Below are 17,451 nucleotides of genomic sequence, written 5' to 3'. Positions count from 1 at the left end.
TAGAAATCCAGCCCAGGCATCTTCCCGATCAACCGAAGGGGAGCGGGGTATCGTATTTATTAAAGTGTGGTCGCGTCTACAACTTATCCCATCATGAGCGTCACGAGCGAATCTGCCGCCACTGCCGCACCCTATGTAGTCTTAAAAGAGCCGGATGGCAGCCAAAGAAAACACGTTCTCTCGGGAGCGACCGCTTGGACCCTAGGCCGTGATGAGGACAACGCCATCGTCTTGAGCGATCCCAGCGTTTCCCGCCAACATGCCCTGCTGCAATACCTCGACAACAACAGCATCTATCTCATCGATCTGGGCAGCCGCAACGGCTCGTTTGTCAACAATCGCCGCGTCAGCATTCCCACCCTGCTGCAGGATGGGGATCACCTCACCCTTGGACAATCCCAGCTGGAGTTCCACAGCGGATCCCTGGCCAGCTCGGAACCCAGCCCTGCGGCCAAACCTTCGGACACCCTGGTTTTACAAACCCGCTGGCTGATCTCGGTGGCGGTGGTGGATGTGCGAGGTTACGGACAACTGACTCAACAACTGGACGAGCGCCTGCTTTCCCAGGTGATGGGCGATTGGTTCCGGCGGGGTGGGGATATCATTCAGCAGTACGGGGGCACTGTCGATAAATACATTGGCGATGCGATTATGGCCGTTTGGTTCCATGTGCCCCAAGCCAACACTGCTTCTCTGGGCACGGAAGCGCCGGGAATTCACCTCGATGTGAAGTCGGTTTTGCAGGCCATAGCGAAGCTGTTTCAAATGACCGAGCAGCTGAACGGTGAGTTTCCGCTGCCTTCTCCCATTCGTCTGGGGGCAGGGGTCAACACAGGCTCGGCAATCGTGCGCCAGGTGGGCAACAACACCCGCCAAGAATATACGGCTCTGGGAGATACGGTGAATTTGGCCTTTCGCATCGAGAGCGCTACCCGCACCCTCAACGCCGACCTGGCGATCAGCCAGGACACCTATACCTGCTTGGCCAAACAGCTGGGGCAGGCAGCCGCCTGCTTCTCCCATCAGGCTGTGGAGCTGAAGGGGTATGCCCACCGCCATCAGGTGTACTACTGCGATGTGTGGTCTTTGCAAGCCGTTCTCAGCCCCTAGACTTGGATCCGACTACTCGGAGATGTCTTGCCGCTGTCTGCTGTCTGACAGAGCAAGGTGGGGGATCCCGCTGTTCTTTTAGAACCTCCTGCTGCTCCTGGAGCCGATAGGATCCCATTTCGATTGCACGAGAGCCCGGCCCATGAGTGTGGTGAATCGCCCCGAGGTGGTGGCAGAGCTAACCGAACTCTACCATCAGTACGAAGCTGCCCTGACGAGCAATGATGTGCCCACCCTAACCCGCCTGTTTTGGGATGGCCCCCAGGTGGTGCGCTTTGGGGTGGGGGAAAATCTCTACGGGGGAGAGGAGATCAAGGCTTTTCGCCAACAGCGCCCTCCCACGAATTTGGCCCGCGAGATGCTGCGTTTGCAGGTGGTCACCTTTGGGGAAGATTGCGGCTCGGTCACCCTAGAGTTTCGCCGTCCGGTGAACGGGATCCCTCGCTTGGGCCGCCAAAGCCAGATGTGGTACAGGTTCCCCGATATCGGCTGGAAGATTGTCTCTGCCCACGTGTCGTTTTTGCCGGAAGATCAGGGGGAAATGCTGCGCAAAAGCTGGGGATCCACCTCGCCCACGTAGGTATTCAGCCCAATGGCCGTGGCGATCAAAGCCCCGTCCACCTCCACCCGCCGATACTGGGAGATGGCCTCTGCCAGGGGCACATCCACCACCCGCCGATTTTGCCAGGCCACCATGCGGTCGTATTTGCCTTGGGCGATCAAGTCCACAGCAGCCACCCCAAAGGCTGCTCCCAGCAGGCGATCCAGAGGAGAAGGCGTACCTCCCCGCTGCAGGTGGCCCAAAACCATAACCCGGGTTTCGATGCCGGTGCGCAGGGCGATCTCATTGCTGATGTAATGGCCGATGCCGCCGTAGAGAGACTGCCCCAGGCTGTTGGTGTAGGTCACCGGCTCCCCCGACTCGGTGCGAACTGCCTCCGCCACCACCACGATGCTGAAGTTATTGCCCCGCTCTTTGCGGTCGCGGATTCTTTTGCAGACATTCTCCAGCTTGTAGGGAATTTCCGGGATCAAAATCACATGCGCCCCCCCGGCAATGCCGGCGCTGATGGCAATGTGACCGGCATCCCGCCCCATGACTTCCATGACCATGACTCGGCTGTGGCTGATGGCCGTGTAGGTGAGCTGATCTAGAGCTTCCACAGCCACGCTCAGAGCTGTGTTGAACCCCACCGAATACTCGGTGGCACCGACATCGTTGTCGATGGTCTTGGGGATCCCGACAAAGTTCCAATCCCCCTGCAGGGCCAGTTGCCGGAGAATGGCCAAGCTGCCATCCCCCCCCACCCCGATCAGCGCATCCAACCCAAGCCGGTGGTAGCCGGTGATCACCTCTGCCGAGCGATCCACCAAGCTGCCATCGGGCATAGGGTAGGCGAAGGGGTTGCCTTTGTTCACGGTACCCAAGATGGTGCCGCCGTAGCGCAAAATGCCGGAAACCCGCTTCACATCCAGCAGCTCCGCCTCCACCGGTCGAGCCATGAGCCCTGCCGTCGCATCTTTGATGCCATAAACTTCCATGTCGTAGTCGCGGGCCCGCCGCACCACCGCTCGAATCACGGCGTTGAGGCCGCCACAATCGCCGCCGCTGGTGAGGATCCCGATTCGCTTACGTTTGGGCATAGAGCTCTAGTTAAAGAAAGGTGAACATCCTGAACAGAGATAAGGGTCTATATCGCTTGCAGAGAATCCCTACTCAATCGCAAACTACGGATGTGATCCAGTCGATCATTATCCCAATTATCTTGGTTCAATCAGCTCTGGAGAAACACCTTCTGGTTGGGGGAGTGCTGAAAAAGAAGAAATTGAGGGATCCATACAACCCAGCAAGATCAGGTCAGCTTGCGTTCCCGGTGGGGTTTGGGGTTGGCGATCAAGCCCAGCCGTTAAGTATTCTTCACAAAAAGAATTAAGAAACATTGCCGCACAAGCTGCCGATTGGGAAAGACTTCTATATCTCTGAGGATAGATCTTTCCAAAAAAACTTGGGGGCAACAATCCACTCAAAAACTGAAATTATTTGTTAAGCAGGGATGATCAAAACCTGGTCAACCCGATGATAGGGATGAGGATAGAAATAAGGCATCCAGTCTGATTTGGGAGCAGTACCATGACTCAAACCATTGCCCAGTGTGCTCTACAAGGGGCCTCAGAGTTGCTCAGCCGCTACCAGCGGGGAGAGCGCCATTTTCCCCAGTCCTGCTTGGAGTATGCCTTCTTGAGGGGGGCCGATCTGCGAGGGGCCAATCTCGAGGGATCCGATTTGCATGGGGCTAACCTGCGCTACGCCAACCTGCGGGGCAGCAATCTGGCGAAGGCTGATCTGCGCTGTGCCGACCTGCGCTATGCCGACCTTGAGGGAGCCTGCTTGGAAGGGGCCAATTTGAGGGGATCCCTCTACAATCACAGCACCTGCTTCCCGGTGGGGTTTGATCCGGTGACGGCAGGGATGCAGCCCTTTGAATTTTGATTGGGGAAGGAGAGGGGATCCCTGAGCCCTCAGGCCAAGGGAAAGCGCTCCCGCAAATCTCGAATCACCGGAGCGGGCACCAGATGATCGATGGGGCCGCCCAGCTTGGCGACTTCCTTCACCAGGCTGCTGCTGACAAAACTGTGCTCGCTGGCGGTGGCAAGGAACAAGGTTTCCAGTTCGGGAGCCAGCAGCTTGTTGGTGTGGGCCATTTGCAGCTCCACATCGAAGTCCGACAAAACTCGCAAGCCGCGCACGATCACCTTTGCCCCCCGTTGACGGGCGTAGGCCACCGTCAGACCTGAAAACGTATCAACTTCAACATTTTTGAGATGGGCTGTAGACAGGCTAATCTGGGCCTGCCGCTGCTCGGGGCTGAACAGAGGGGTTTTGTTGGGGTTTTTCAAGACGGCGACAATCACCTTAGAAAAGAGACGACTGGCCCGCTCGATAACATCGAGATGTCCAAGGGTAATGGGGTCAAAGCTGCCGGGGTAGAGGGCGATCATGGCCAACCTCGTGCTATTCCTCACCCTACCTGGTCTCGGGCCCAAGCCAAATAGGTTGTGCTCACTTGAGTGGCTGCCAGAGCCAGGATCTCGGGCTCAGCGTAGGGGTGCAGCTCTCGCAGCCGTTGTTCCAGGCGGGGGTAGGCAGTTGCGGGCAATTTGAGCAGGATGAGGAACTCGGCATCGGTCTGCAGGGATCCCTGCCAACGATAGTAGGACGTGATCCCGGGCAAGACCTGGGCACAGGCCACATAACGTTCGGCCACCAGGGTATGGGCCAAGCGATGGGCCTCGGCTTCGGATCCCACCGTGGTCATGACAACCGCGAGGGTATCGGGTGTGGTCTTATCGTCCATGCGGGGCAGTGGTTAACCAAGCGGTTCCTCCCTATCCTATCGCCCGCCAAGCTAGACGCTCCTAGCTCAACGGGGGCCTAGATTTGCCGAAATAGGGTCGCTTCTGGTGCCAGCGCCAGGCAGTTTGAATGATCTCGGCCAGGTCGGTGTAGAGAGGTTTCCAGTTGAGATCCCGAAAGATGGCACCGGCATCGCCCACCAAGCGCGGGGGATCCCCAGGTCGACGTGCTCCCATTTGCACCGGGATCCGCTTTCCGGTCACGGCTGCTGCGGTGGCAATGACCTCTTTGACGGAAAAGCCTCGGCCATTGCCCAGGTTGTAGGCTGGTTGTATGGGCCGGCCAGAGGCCAGCGCTTCTATTGCCAACACGTGGGCTTGCGCCAGGTCGGTGACATGGATGTAGTCTCGGATACAGGTGCCATCGGGGGTATCGTAGTCATCTCCAAAAACCGTGATGTGAAGACGTTGGCCGCCGGCGACCTCCAACACCAAGGGGATCAGGTGGGTTTCCGGGTCGTGGGCCTCCCCAATTTCGCCATCGGGATCGGCTCCGGCGGCATTGAAGTAGCGCAGGCTAATGGATCGGATCCCGTGGGCAACCTGGAAATCTTGCAAGATCTGCTCCACCATCAGCTTGCTCTGGCCGTAGGGGTTGATGGGACGTTGCGGATGACTTTCGGGAATAGGAATCCGCTCTGGCACCCCATAAGTGGCACAGGTGCTGGAGAACACTATGTAAGGGATCCCGTGATCCCGCATGGCCTCCAACAAACTCAGGGATCCGGCCACATTGTTGCGGTAGTATTTGCCGGGATCCTTGACCGACTCGCCCACATAGGCATAGGCAGCAAAGTGGATCACCCCTTCCGGGCGATAGTGTTGGATGACTTGATCAAGCCGCTGGCGGTCGGCGAGATCCCCAATCTCCAACGGCCCCCAGCGAACTGCCCAGGGGTGCCCGTAAACCAAGTTGTCGTAAGTGATGGGCAGATGGCCAGAGGCCGCCAGAGCTTTGCAGGTGTGGCTGCCGATGTAGCCCGCCCCGCCGGTAACCAGGAGACGCATAGGCAAACGTCAGATGGAAGATCCCACCCAGGATAAAGGCTGCCGACGGGATCCCTTCAAGCTCCAAAAGCTTCTTTGGCGGCGTACATGACCTCCACACTGATCTCGGTCAAGCCTCGTTCGCGGGCAAATTTTTCGGTGTTGCGTTTAACCTTGCCGCGCACAAAGCCGGGCACCTTGTCCAGCTCCGCCTGGGCTTCCCGCGTCCAGATGAGGTCGGAATCGGCGCTCAGGCTCTTGTGAATCACCTCCTTGGTGTCGTGGCCACCGAAGATCTCCAACAGGTGATCTTCCATGCCCAGGGTAAAGGAGTTGTAGATCAAGTCCACAATTTGGTTGGCGCCCTCGTAGCCCAAAAAGGGCCGGTAGCCGATAGGGAAATCCTGCACGTGGATGGGGGCCGAGATGACCCCACAAGGGATCCGCAGCCGTTTGCCCACATGCCGCTCCATCTGGGTGCCGAAAATCGCGGCAGGTTCCGCCTGGGCAATGGCGTCCGCCACGCGGGTGTGATCCTCCGTCATCAAGATCTGATCGCAATATTCCCCCACCTCTGCCTGGAACCACTCTCCATCGTAGGTGCAATAGCTGCCCGCCCACACCACGTGGATCCCCATCTCGCGGGCCAGGATTTTGGTGATGGCCGCCGCGTGGGTGGAATCCCCGAAGACCACCGCTTTTTTGCCGGTTAGGTTTTGGCAGTCGATGGAGCGGGAAAACCAGGCCGCTTGGGAAATGTGCAGCGTTTGCTCCTGGATGTAGGCTTCATAATCGACAGGGATCCCTTGCTCGTTTAGGATCTGCTGGATCTGGCGGATGAAGCGAGCCGTTTCCACCACCCCCATCGGGGTGATCTCAATGTAAGGCATGCCGAATTCCTGCTGCAGATAGCGAGCTGTCATCGGCCCCAGCTCCCGGTAGGGCACCACATTAAACCAAGCCCGCCCCAGGTGTTTGAGATCGTGGACGCTGGCTCCCTGGGGGATCACCAGATTGAGATCGATATCCAGATCTCGCAGCAGCGCCTTCAGCTCCCGCAGATCATGGGCATTGTGAAACCCTAGGCTGGAAATGCCAAGGATGTTACAGGAAGGCCGCTCCGTCTTTTGGGGCAGGCCGTCTAACTCACCGCTTTTGCGAGCTTTGGTGATATAGAACTCCACAATCTGCTGCAGGGTGCGATCCGCTGCCTGCAATTCGTTAACCCGGTAGTGGTTGACATCTGCCAGCACCACATCGCAGCGACTGGCCAACTGGGCCTGCCGGACAAAGTGATGCAGATCTTCCTGCAAAATGCTAGAGGTGCAGGTGGGGGTGACGACGATCAGATCCGGCTGCTCCTCGCCGTCTTTGCGGACGATGTTGCGAATCACCTTTTCGTCGGATCCCCGCGCCAACACCTGCCGGTCAACGACGCTGGTGGTTACCGGAGTAAAATCCCGCTCTCGCTCCAACATGGAACGCATCACGTTGAAATAGTCGTCTCCCAGAGGAGCGTGCATGATGCTGTGAACGTTTTTGAAGGAGCTGGCCACCCGCAGCGTGCCGATATGGGCAGGGCCAGCGTACATCCAATAGGCCAATTTCATGGGCAGCCTCTCATCAAATAAAAAAAGACAAGGACAAGATCGGTGATCCCAACCCACCGCCGGATGTGCACCCGCTGGGAATCTCTCCTGGCATTGTAGAACGCCCAGCAGCCGGCATCCCTTGGCTGTTATCCTCCGTAACTCCCAACCGAGACGCTCCCAAGCCAAACTCGATCAAAAGAAAAACAACCCTGCCAAGGCAAGTGTGATTACGGGGATCCCCCTACTCCGCCCAAAGGGCTTGTTCCATCCTAGAAATAGGAGCGATGGATACCCATCTGGCCCCAAAGTTCAAGCTGAGGAACCTCAGGGATCCTGACAGGTGAATCGGCTAGCAGACAAGAGCAGAGGAGTTTTTGTATTTTTCGTTACATGTTAACTTTTGGAGACAAAACATGTAGCTCTACAACGTTGAGCAGAGATTCTTGTTTACAGAAGCAAGCTTTCCGTTGGAGAAGGCAGACTAACAGAGGGAAGAGAGATGGCTAATGTTTCCCTGAATACAAGCTCGACACAGAGAATTGTCGATGGCTAGTAATTTTGCGCGCCGTAACCGACCAAAGGCTGCTGCTTCTTCAAAGGTTGAGGTGAAAGCTTATGGGTTCCACAACGATTTCTTGGCAACGTGCTCGCAAAGCTCCTCAGGAGCTGCCTGGTTCCATGACTTCTGTGCTTTTCAAGTCCACGGGTCGCCTGCGCGACTGGTTGCAGGCTCCGTTGCGTCCCATTCAATCGGCTATGGATAACTTTAGCATCCGCGATCCACGCTTGGCCCATTTCCTTTGCCAGTGGATCCCGGCCCGCTGCCCCTTTGAGCGAGATGTGGTGCTGTTTGGCCATAAGGTGATGCACATTCCGCCCATGTGTAAGCTCAACCCCCTCTACGACCAGGTGGCAGGGCTGCGCTTCCGGGCCTTGTCGTTTTTGGCGGAGCGAGGAGAAGACATTAGCCGTTACCTGTAAGGCAGCTTTTTCCACTAAATCTTTTTTCAAGGGATCCCTGGCCATCCAAAGCCTGCTGCCAAACTCCGGAGCGGATCCCATTAGAAGCGGGTCTCAAACTCGATGGAAATGACATTGTTGCCCTCGAGGTCGGTGCTGGCGCGGGTGAGGGTTTGCTTGTTGAGGCGGTAGCGGGCGCTGTAGCGGGTGGGCTGAAAGGGATCCGTTAGGTTGCGCTGCACCGAGATGGAAGTGGCTGGCCCCAGATCGCGGGCCACCTCCAGCGCTAGCCCTATCGAGGAGCGGTTGGCAGCGCGGGTATCGACCTGGGGGACGGGGCTAATGCGCACCTCGTCTAGGCCCAGGGTGTCCCGCAGCGTGTCCAGCACATCGTTGAGCAAGGCAGTTCCGGCCAGGCCGGCCACTCCCGCTTCGGGGTTGAGGCGGGCCAGAGCTGTGCCTCCCAGGAGGGCGACGATCTCTTCGGGGGAGCGGCTGGGGCTGCTGGAAAGGGCCAGAACCCCGTTGCGGGGATCCGCCTCAGCCAGCTGGCTGGCCCGCCCGTTGACCGTGGCGAAAATCTCGATGCTCTGCTGGGATCCCGGCAGGTTGCGGTTGGTGTCAAAGGGGGAGAGCTCTTGGGGAAAGCGATAGACCTCGATGGCCTGGGTCATCAAGCGCAGGTTCAGGAAGGGATCGAAGGGGTTGTCTAGGTCAAAAGTGGCGGTATTGGAGCGGGAGCGATCCAGGCGAAAGTTGGCAAGGGGCAGGTTGACGCGGCCTCGCTCTAGGGCAATGGTGCCCGCTGGGCGCAGATCCTGGGGAGTGCCAAACAGGCGCAAGGTGCCGGCAGCATTGAATTCAAACAGATTGGGACGCTGCACGCGGATCCCTGGCCCCAAGACCAGCTCCAGTCCGTTGAGCCGCGGCTGCCAGAAGGGATCCGGCGAAGTCGAGCCGGCGGCAGCTGTTGCGGCCTCAGGTTCTGCCCGGCGGGGGCTGACATCCACGATCCCTTGAGAAACCTCCAGCCGCCCCTCGAGCAAAGGTTGCAGAAGCAGCCCTCTGACAGCCACCTCGCCGTCCAGATGGCCAGTGTAGAGGTTGGGCAGGTTGAGCTGGATCCCTTGGAGTTGCAGAGTTAAGGGTGGCGAGGTTTCGTCCATCTGCAGGGCACCGCGAGAGTTGACGGGCAAAAAGCCTTCAGCCAAAAGGGATCCACCCCCCAACTGTCCCCGCAGCTCCTGGACTTGCAGCTGATTGAGGTTAAAGGCGATCTGGCCTGTGAGGTCGGTAATGGGCTCCGGCAGGGCTGCCAGCTTGAGGATCCCCGAGTTGACGCTCAAGTTCCCCTGCAGGCTGGGCTCTCGCAAGGTGCCGCGGATGGCCAGCTCCAGTTGGCTTTGGCCGCCTTCCCAGCGCACCTGGTCGGTGAAGAGGTTGATCAGGCGCAGACCGCCATGCTTGGCTTGCAGGGTGAGGTCGATCTGGTCGGATTCGGCCCGCACCTCGGCAAAGGGCAGGGTGTAGGGCACTAGGCCAAAGAGGCGAATGGGTTCGTCACCATTGGCCAGCAGGGCACCGTCCAGGCGCAGCTGCCCCCGCTGGTAGTCAAATTGTCCTCCCACCTCCCGCAGCGGCACCTGGTTGATCTGGGCGTTGACCACTGTCAGGGATCCGCGGGCATGGGGATCCCGCAGGTTGCCGGCCAGCTCCACGTCCAGGTTGAGATCCCCCTGCAGCTCCAGCTCCTCTGGCAGGAAGCGGTCCAGCAAAGCCAGAGGCAATCCTTGGATTTGCAAGGATCCCGACTGTTCCTCTAGGCCCAGCTTGCCCACAAAAAGGGCTTGACGTTCGCCACTGCGCAACCGCAGCGGCTCCAACACCACTGCATCTCCAGCCAGGCTGCCCCTGGCAGTAAGGCTTTCGATGCCAAACTCCTCTGCCTGCCAATTCTGGCCCTCAAGGTAAAAGCTGACGCTAGGCCGGTTGAGGCTGCCGACCAGGCTAACGCTGGCTTGGAATTCCCCTCGCAGACTTGTGGGCGGCGGGAAAGTGCTCCGCACCGCTGACGCGAACAGCGGATCCATGCGGCTGGCCAAGGTCTCCAGGTGGACGGCCAAGATCTGGGCATAGTACTCCAGCTGCTCCAGGAGAGGATGGTTGGGCAAACCAACCGGGTCGGTCTTTAACGCCGAGGCAGGGCCCAAGGGGGGCCGCCGGAAGCCGCGAGTGGTGATGTCTTGCCACTGCCGCCACTTAAAGGCAGAGACGATGTCTTCCAGGCGGCCCTGGCGGGTGCTGATCTCTAGGTTAATTTGAGGAACGGAAACCTCTGGAGTAGACTCCAAACCGCCCTGGAGGGGATCCGCCGGCAGCTCCAGGGTGCCGCTAGCGGTGTAGGTGCTCTCAAACAAATCCAGTTGGGCTTGAGCAATGGTCAGCCGGGGAGAGCCGGAGTCGCCCGCAGTCTGGTAGTCGAAATCCACCGAAAAGCCCCGTACTTCGATCCCTCCCAACTGCAGATCCGCCACCGCAGCCCGTCCTTGGGCGGCGCCGCTTGCCAGGTCAACTGCCACCTCCCCCTCGAGGGTTCCCTGCAGACTGGCCCACGGCCCGGCAGCCACCCCCCCCAGCAAAGCCAGAGGCAACTGGTTCACTGCCACCTGGAGCTCCTCTTGCCGGCGTTGGCCGCGAATTTCCGCCTCGCCCCGCTGCACCTGAAACTGCAAAGGCTGAAACTGGGGATCCAACTGCAGCGCCAGTCGATCCCGCTTCCCCCGCAGATCCACTTCCGTCCCCTGAACAGACCCCTGAAAGGGCCCGGCCAAGTCTTCAAAGGCCACATCTCCCACCTGCAAGCCCCGCAACTGCGCCTTGCCAGTCACCTGCAAGGTGTCCAGAGGTCCGCGGATCTGGCCGGATCCCTGCAGCACTCCTTTCACCAGCGGCGGCAGGCCGGGTACTTCTGCCAGCGCAATCCCATCGGTGGTAAAGCTCAGATCCAGGGATCCCACCTGCAGCGTCTGGGGATCCAAGGGGATCTGCCCTTCGACCCTGGCCAGGCGAGTGCCACCTGCCAACACCTCCGCCTCCTGGATATGCAGTCCGGATCCCTCCCAAGTCACCTGGCCGCGGATGCCCTCAACCCACTGCCGTCCCCTCGCTCCCAAAGGCTGCAACAAAGCCAGCGACCCTTGCGCCCGCAACGCCCCCAGGAAGCCCACTTCTGCTGCCGCCGCCCTGTCCAGCTGCGCCGTCAGCTCGCCAGAGAGGGATCCCGTCCATTGGGGGTTAAAGAAAGCCAGCGGCACATTCTGGGGGCTCACCTGGGCTTGCACTTGCCCTCCTGCCCACCGCCCCGCCACCTGCGCCTGCCCTCCTTCTACAGCCAAGACTGCCTGAGGCACCTCCACCACCCAACCGTCAGCCTCTGGCAAGAGCTGGAGCTGCCCTCTTCCGGCGATCTCTCCCCCTTGGGTTGCCCAGGTGGCCTCCGCCCGCGGTTGGGATCCCGTCAGCGCCACCTGCACTTGAGCGGAAACCGGCCCCACCCAAGGAAGAGCGCCCCGGCGGGGCAGGTTGAGGCCGTAAAGGGCCAGCACCTGCTCCACGTCGGCTCCGCTGACTTGAAGATCGAACTGGCCTGCCAAGCCGGCAGCCCATTGCAGCTGGCCGGAGCCTTGGATGCGACCCCCTGCAGTCTTGAGGTCAATTGCTTCCAAGGCCAAGGTTTGATCCGCAAAGCGGAAGCCAAAGGCATACTCCGACACCGGCAGGCGATCCACCTGCCCCGGCGAAAGCCCCCGCAACTGTCCCCGGATCTGCGGCTGATCCAAGGCTCCGGTGACCGCTACGGATCCCCCTACCACCCCCTCCACCGCCACCGGCAGGCCAAAGGCAAACGTCTCTTGGATCTGCTGCAGGCGGGCCGGCGCTACTTCCGCCTGCAAACCAAACCCCTGTCCTTGCTCCCAGACCACCGGGCCTTTTAGCTCGGCAAAGGAAAGCTGACCAAAGCGACCGCTCACCCCCTCCAGCTCCAACCCCTGCAAGGTAAAGCGAACGGAGCCCTTCACCTCTTCAAAAGGATGGGGCAACCTCTCCAGATCCAGCCGAGCCTGTTGAACCTGGGCCTGCCCCGTCAACTCCAGCGGTTGATCCCGCCGCCAGAGCACCTGGAGATCCAAGCCAGTTTCCCCCTGCACCTCCGCAAAAGGGGCCGCCGGCACCACACTGGGCAAGAGATCCAAAGGCAGACGAGCTGCAGAAAGCGTCACCGAACCGGAAGCCTGGGCAAAATCCGCCACCCCCCTGAGCTGCAGGGGGTACCCCCCCTCCCCCTCCCGAGGGAGCAACCGTGCCGTCGCCTGGAAACTGGCCCGCCCCCCGAAAAGATCCTCCTCTCCTGGCGGGGCATTGTGAGTCAGCCACACCTGCACCTGGCCCTGCAGCCGATCAAACTGGCGTCGCTCCCCCACCAAAGGGATGGCCGTCAGGGATCCCTGGCGCAAACGGATGTTCAGCCCATGCAAGGGCAGGGATCCCTCCCCTTCGGGCAGTTGAAACTGCACATCCGCCCAGCCGCGATCCAGCGTTTCCATCAGCAGCAGTTGCGGCTGGTTTAGGGTAACATTCAGCACCCACTGACCCGTCTGCAGCCAAGTCCAGAAATCAGGGCTGAGGTCGATGGAGCCGATACTGGCCAGATGTTCAACGCGGCTTTCTCCCAAGCTCACCTGCCAGGGGGCCAGAAACCTCACCTCCCCCAATTCCACGCGCCGGCGCATCGCTTGCGAGAGGGTTGCTTCCACCTGCGGCAGCACGTGATCTTGAAGGTAGATCCCTGTTCCCCAGGCGGCACCAAAGGCGGCAGCCGTCAAGCCCAAACCCACCCCAGCTAGAGTGATGGGGGAAAGGTTGAATCGTTGCTGCTGCATCTTTGGATCTCGGTGATCCTCTCCCAACCGCCTACCCCTTAAAAACCTGACAGGCTCCCAAAAGCCATTCGTGCACTGCGGGCCGACCTTGCCGGCACAGTTGCCCCCATCCTACCCAAGGACTCCTGGCTTGCCACGAGGGAACAGAAAGAAGAGATCCCTGCTCCCAGGCGTAATTCCCCCGAAGACCCCGCGGAAAAATACCGTCTCCCGCGGAGAACGGGGATGCTAAGCTATCTCCACACCCGAGATTGAACCCACCCTGGGGCCTCTCTCAGGTGTTCCCTTCTGTCGAGATGGTTGAAAGGAGAAGAGCCATTCCGGAACCCCTATCTCTGACGGTCAGCTTGCGCGGCAGCCGCGAGGCGCTGGAAAACTGCCAGGTCTTTCACCTGACTGGCCTTCTGGATGCCTTTTCCGAGCCGGTCTTTGTTAAGGTGGTCACCAAATACCTGGAAGAGGGATCCCCTAACCTGATCCTGGATTTGACAGGGATCGACTTCATCGACAGCTCTGGCGTCGGCGCCCTGGTGCAATTGGCCAAGCTGGTGCAGGGCCGCGCAGGTATCTTTCAGGTGGTGAGCAACCCCCGCATTACCCAAACGGTGAAACTGGTGCGCCTGGAGAAGTTCCTATCTTTGCGCAACTCCTTGCAGGAAGCCTTGGATCGCCTGAAGGAAGGAAGTACGGGCAGTACAGAGACCGCCTGATACGTAATAAGTATGGGTCTGGGAACCTTTTGGGGGATCAGTGCTGGAGCAGGGGATCCCGACTGGATCACGGTCAAAGCAGCCCGCATCCTCAGCACGGTCAACTGGGTGGCCTGTCCCCAAAATGCCGCCGGCCAGCCGGGCCTGGCCTATCAGATTGTGCGCCCTTGGCTGCGACCGGAACAAACCCTCTTGCCGCTTCGCCTGCCCTTTGTCACCCGGTCGGAAGTCCTGCAAGCTGCCTGGCAAGCGGCTGCCCAGCAACTGGCCCCACTCCTAGAAAGGGGAGAAGATGTCGCCTTCATCTGTGAGGGAGACGTGGGCCTCTACAGCACCTTTGCCTACGTGGCCCAAGCCCTGCGGCAGCGGATCCCCGCCTTGCCCATCCAGGCCATACCGGGGGTGTGCTCTCCCTTAGCCGCTGCTGCTGCCCTGGGATCCCCCTTGGTGCTCGGCTCCGAGAAATTGGCGATTTTACCGGCTCTGTTTGCCCTCTCGGAACTGGAGCAGGCTTGTGCCTGGGCTGAGGTAGTCGTCCTCATGAAAGTGGCCTCTGTCTACCCTCAGGTTTGGCAGTGGCTGGCCGAAAGAGGTTGGCTGCAACAGGCCAGCTTGGTGGTCTGGGCCGGCTGGCCTCAGCAAACCCTCTTCCCCACCCTGGAAGGACTGGCCGACTACCGGCCCCCCTACTTTTCCCTGCTGATCCTGCGTTCTCGGCCCCGAAATCAAGATTCTCTTAACCTGGAAAACGAGCTACAGCTGGAATGAGTTTTCTAGGATAGGGAATGAGTTCCTTCCGGCGATTAAGCCCGAAGCAGGGGTTGGTCGTTGTTTTTTTGCGTTTATTTCTGTTTAGCTCAAGGCTCGCGCCGAGCCAGCTTGTTTCCCCAAAAAATCAGGTGTCCTGTGACGGAAAGAGGCTGAGGAATCCGAATCCAGAATGCTGGGATCCCTCATTGACCTGAACCAAAAAGAGATGAAAAGACCAAGTTAAAGGAATGATCCAGCCTGTTAAGAATGGTTGCCGCCCTTGGTGGAGAGATCGGCTATAGGTTAGATTATGGATGTGGTGATTCAGGCGAGGAGGATAATATCTCATCCCCATCCCAAACGCGAGGCACCGCTTCTCGATTGAATCAAATCCAAAATTCAAGTCCAAAATTCTCTGTCGGTCAACGCTTTGATCCAAGCTTCCGATCCGTTGCTTCGGCAGACTCTCCTGAGAAGTGGTTGTCTCGCTCAGCAGAGCACCTGGTACCTACGACAGGTTTTCCTCAAAGCAGAACAAGGGAGTTAAGCAGATAGCAGTTGGGCTTGCTGCACAAGCCACTGGGAAAGTGAGAGAGCGCTCTAGGTGTTCCTCAAATAATTCTCAAATAAAAGTGGTTTTGCCAGATCAACAAGCTCAGCCGGCTATTTTGAGTCTCCATTCATGAGCGAGTCAGGGTGGGAAAATCGGTGATCAGGTTCAGGTGCTCTCAACCTGCAAGCTCTGCGAGTCGGAACCAGCGCTCAGTGGGACAAGGACTGCGGGCTTTAGCAATTCGAGGTTCTCTCAGTTCATAGTTTCACTCTCACTTTCAGGAGGTTGCTATGTTTACCTTTCTCTCAAAGATTGCTAGAGCAATTATCCGCATATTTGCTCCTGCCAAGTCCGATCTGGTGGAAGTGGGTTACCAGCCCATCACGGATGATATCTATCGCATCAACGGCTCAGCCTGCCGTTTTAGCGATCTGGAGATCTCATCGTAAACCTCAGAGTCGGATTCTGGTGTCGGAGCGGCCACTGGCGCTGGCCTAGAAATTGGAAACAAGTTAAGACAACTGAATAAGTCTTAGTTAAGTCTTGGATGCGGTTAGTCCGCGTCGGCAGGGGTGGTTTTCCTCCCTGTGGCCAAGTTCTACCGGTTCAGTGGTGGCTCCCCGTGGGGGTCACCACTTATTGTTTTGTTGTTTGCAAGTTGTTTGGGAAAATAAGGAGAATGCTTGCGGTTGCCCTATCTCAACCTGTGTTGCCTTCCCCCGTAGTTTACCCAGCTACATCGAATGATCTGGATCCCTTGGCCGAAGTTCTAGCCCAGGTTTTTCATCCCCCCTCAGGCCTGCAACGCTGGATCTACCCAATTCGCAAGCTGGGCATTCGCGAAGAGTTGCGCCTCAGGCTGGCCGCAAGGGATCCCCACTACTGCTGTCTGGCAGCTGCGGTGGGATCCGAAGTGGTGGGCACTGCCGAGATCTCTTTGCGGGTCACAGCCTACGGGAAGTATCCCTACCTCTCCAACTTGGCGGTGCTGCCCGGCTGGCGGCGGCGAGGAATTGCTCGTCTGCTTTTGCTCAGTGCTGAAGGGGTGGCGAAAGGGTGGGGCTACCGCTGTTTGCATCTGCACGTGTTGGAAGACAATCTCCCCGCGCGGCAACTGTACGCTCAACTGCGCTATACCCCCATCGAACGCACCTCTCAACTCTGGCGATGGTTGGGGATCCCTCCGCAGCTTTTGCTCTGCAAGTGGTTACCTTGAATTGGCAAAGGAATTGGCAAAGCGGCAACATTGAGCTGGCAGAGTGGAGATGCTTCCCACCCCGCTGGCTTGCTTCTGCGCAGTGAGGCGAGTTCCTGGACTCATATAAAGTTATGTAAACTAGAGATGGGTTCTAGAGAGGTCTCGGAGGGGCAGTGAGGGAATTGGGCAGGGTTTTCATGGGATTGGTTGTGGGCCTGCTTGTGGGCTTTGGGATGACTCAGCCTGCCTGGGCCCAGTGGGGAACTACTCCTCTCCCGCCAATAGGTTCTCCGGCACCGGAGTTCGCATTGCCGGATCAATCCGGGCAAATACGGCGGCTGGCGGATTTTCGGGGGGAGTGGGTGGTGTTGTATTTTTACCCCCGCGACTTCACTTCCGGCTGTACGATTGAGGCCCGCCGCTTTCAGCAAGATTTGCCCAAGTTCCGGGCCATGGGGGCACAGGTTGTGGGCGTGAGCGCTGACTCGGTGGACTCTCACAGGCGCTTTTGCTCGGCAGAGGGGCTACAGTTTCCTTTGCTGTCGGATCCCGACGGCACGGTCAGTCGAGCCTACGGATCCTGGATGGGCGATGTTGCCCTGCGCAATACGTTCTTGATCGACCCGGAGGGGATTTTGCGAGAAATCGACCCAATCGTGAACCCCAGCCGCCACAGCGCTGAGGTTCTGGCCCAGTTGCAGCAGCTTATCAGGAACTAGCCCTCTAGCTTTCCGGGCCAAAAGTCTGCTCAAACTCGTGGAGCAACTCGTCGATCTCCTCCAGCGCTTGGTTGACATCCACGCGCAAGCTGCCCAAGTCTGGCTTTTCCAACAGCTTGGCTACCGCTGGCCGGCGTTCGCGGATTAGCTTGATGCGCTCTTTCAAGGCGGCAATTTCGGCGGCGTCCATAGCTTCAGAGACCTAATTGACTCTCCTAGCTTATCGCTTCCGCTGGGGGAGTGTCGCCTGCTGGGATCCCTTTCTGAACCACCGAGAGCCAATCATAATAGAGCTGCGCAACCTGGCACTCAACCCCGCTTCAGCTAGAAATTGCAGGAGCCCCGCACTGTACCCGTAGGTTCGGTGTCGGGAGGAATGCTATAATAATACTGCGGACACCAGAAACGGTTGTTTAGGGCACTGGTAACGGTCGATTGGGGGTGCAGTAAACCACCCCAGAGGCTCGTGGTTGGCTTGCTAACTGCAGGGCTACTAAAAGCCCGCTCCGTACCGCCTA

The 17,451-nt window shown here is 58.8% G+C and carries 16 protein-coding genes; 9 read left to right on the top strand and 7 right to left on the bottom strand.

What is annotated here, in order from left to right; genetic code table 11:
- Nucleotides 1-93: 93 nt before the first annotated feature.
- Nucleotides 94-1,110, top strand: a complete 1,017-nt coding sequence (locus CYB_RS10495) for an adenylate/guanylate cyclase domain-containing protein (protein WP_011433780.1) — start codon at nucleotides 94-96, stop codon at nucleotides 1,108-1,110.
- Between the two features lie 142 nt (nucleotides 1,111-1,252).
- Nucleotides 1,253-1,690, top strand: a complete 438-nt coding sequence (hpxZ, locus tag CYB_RS10490; RefSeq protein ID WP_011433779.1) for an oxalurate catabolism protein HpxZ — start codon at nucleotides 1,253-1,255, stop codon at nucleotides 1,688-1,690.
- Here the strand turns inward: hpxZ and CYB_RS10485 are convergent.
- Nucleotides 1,642-2,754 (bottom strand): ATP-dependent 6-phosphofructokinase, encoded by a 1,113-nt coding sequence (locus tag CYB_RS10485; protein WP_011433778.1) that lies wholly within the window; start codon nucleotides 2,752-2,754, stop codon nucleotides 1,642-1,644. The two genes, hpxZ and CYB_RS10485, sit on opposite strands and share 49 nt — an antisense overlap.
- A gap of 487 nt (nucleotides 2,755-3,241) precedes the next feature.
- Here CYB_RS10485 and CYB_RS10475 point away from each other — a divergent pair, with 487 nt between their 5' ends.
- Nucleotides 3,242-3,601, top strand: coding sequence for a pentapeptide repeat-containing protein (locus CYB_RS10475; RefSeq protein ID WP_011433777.1), 360 nt, complete (start codon nucleotides 3,242-3,244; stop codon nucleotides 3,599-3,601).
- A 29-nt stretch (nucleotides 3,602-3,630) separates the two neighbouring features.
- Here CYB_RS10475 and coaD read toward each other — a convergent pair whose 3' ends face one another.
- The 4 genes from coaD to bchB form a co-directional block, all read right to left on the bottom strand.
- A complete protein-coding gene (gene coaD / locus CYB_RS10470) occupies nucleotides 3,631-4,110 on the bottom strand; it encodes a pantetheine-phosphate adenylyltransferase (protein WP_011433776.1) in 480 nt (159 codons plus the stop codon).
- A 20-nt stretch (nucleotides 4,111-4,130) separates the two neighbouring features.
- Nucleotides 4,131-4,466, bottom strand: a complete 336-nt coding sequence (gene cutA / locus CYB_RS10465) for a divalent-cation tolerance protein CutA (RefSeq protein WP_011433775.1) — start codon at nucleotides 4,464-4,466, stop codon at nucleotides 4,131-4,133.
- 61 nt (nucleotides 4,467-4,527) lie between these two features.
- Entirely contained in the window at nucleotides 4,528-5,532 is a 1,005-nt protein-coding gene (gene galE, locus CYB_RS10460) for a UDP-glucose 4-epimerase GalE (protein ID WP_011433774.1), read from the bottom strand.
- A 56-nt stretch (nucleotides 5,533-5,588) separates the two neighbouring features.
- On the bottom strand, nucleotides 5,589-7,121 hold the full coding sequence (gene bchB, locus CYB_RS10455) for a ferredoxin:protochlorophyllide reductase (ATP-dependent) subunit B (RefSeq protein WP_011433773.1): 1,533 nt from the start codon (nucleotides 7,119-7,121) through the stop codon (nucleotides 5,589-5,591).
- 660 nt (nucleotides 7,122-7,781) lie between these two features.
- Here bchB and CYB_RS10450 point away from each other — a divergent pair.
- Entirely contained in the window at nucleotides 7,782-8,084 is a 303-nt protein-coding gene (locus tag CYB_RS10450; RefSeq protein ID WP_011433772.1) for a Mo-dependent nitrogenase C-terminal domain-containing protein, read from the top strand.
- An 80-nt stretch (nucleotides 8,085-8,164) separates the two neighbouring features.
- On the opposite strand, the gene CYB_RS10445 is transcribed toward CYB_RS10450, so the two are convergent.
- Nucleotides 8,165-13,003 (bottom strand): translocation/assembly module TamB domain-containing protein, encoded by a 4,839-nt coding sequence (locus CYB_RS10445; RefSeq protein WP_011433771.1) that lies wholly within the window; start codon nucleotides 13,001-13,003, stop codon nucleotides 8,165-8,167.
- Nucleotides 13,004-13,299: 296 nt separating this feature from the next.
- Here CYB_RS10445 and CYB_RS10440 point away from each other — a divergent pair, with 296 nt between their 5' ends.
- From CYB_RS10440 to CYB_RS10425, 5 genes are all read left to right on the top strand, one after another.
- A complete protein-coding gene (locus CYB_RS10440) occupies nucleotides 13,300-13,713 on the top strand; it encodes an STAS domain-containing protein (RefSeq protein ID WP_011433770.1) in 414 nt (137 codons plus the stop codon).
- 12 nt (nucleotides 13,714-13,725) lie between these two features.
- On the top strand, nucleotides 13,726-14,481 hold the full coding sequence (locus CYB_RS10435; protein ID WP_011433769.1) for a precorrin-2 C(20)-methyltransferase: 756 nt from the start codon (nucleotides 13,726-13,728) through the stop codon (nucleotides 14,479-14,481).
- Between the two features lie 825 nt (nucleotides 14,482-15,306).
- Nucleotides 15,307-15,465 carry a hypothetical protein gene (locus CYB_RS15180; protein ID WP_011433768.1) on the top strand — a complete coding sequence of 53 codons (159 nt, stop codon included), beginning with the start codon at nucleotides 15,307-15,309 and terminating at the stop codon, nucleotides 15,463-15,465.
- Nucleotides 15,466-15,773: 308 nt separating this feature from the next.
- The gene (locus CYB_RS10430) at nucleotides 15,774-16,232 is read left to right on the top strand and encodes a GNAT family N-acetyltransferase (RefSeq protein ID WP_238376763.1); all 459 of its coding nucleotides are present in this window, start codon (nucleotides 15,774-15,776) and stop codon (nucleotides 16,230-16,232) included.
- Nucleotides 16,233-16,411: 179 nt separating this feature from the next.
- The gene (locus CYB_RS10425; protein ID WP_011433766.1) at nucleotides 16,412-16,933 is read left to right on the top strand and encodes a peroxiredoxin; all 522 of its coding nucleotides are present in this window, start codon (nucleotides 16,412-16,414) and stop codon (nucleotides 16,931-16,933) included.
- A gap of 4 nt (nucleotides 16,934-16,937) precedes the next feature.
- Here the strand turns inward: CYB_RS10425 and CYB_RS10420 are convergent, their stop codons facing one another.
- On the bottom strand, nucleotides 16,938-17,123 hold the full coding sequence (locus tag CYB_RS10420) for a hypothetical protein (RefSeq protein WP_011433765.1): 186 nt from the start codon (nucleotides 17,121-17,123) through the stop codon (nucleotides 16,938-16,940).
- Nucleotides 17,124-17,451 lie beyond the last annotated feature (328 nt).

Origin of the sequence: Synechococcus sp. JA-2-3B'a(2-13) (assembly GCF_000013225.1) — a bacterium.
Classification (GTDB): Bacteria; Cyanobacteriota; Cyanobacteriia; order Thermostichales; family Thermostichaceae; genus Thermostichus.
This window is presented reverse-complemented; position numbering and strand designations above follow the sequence as displayed.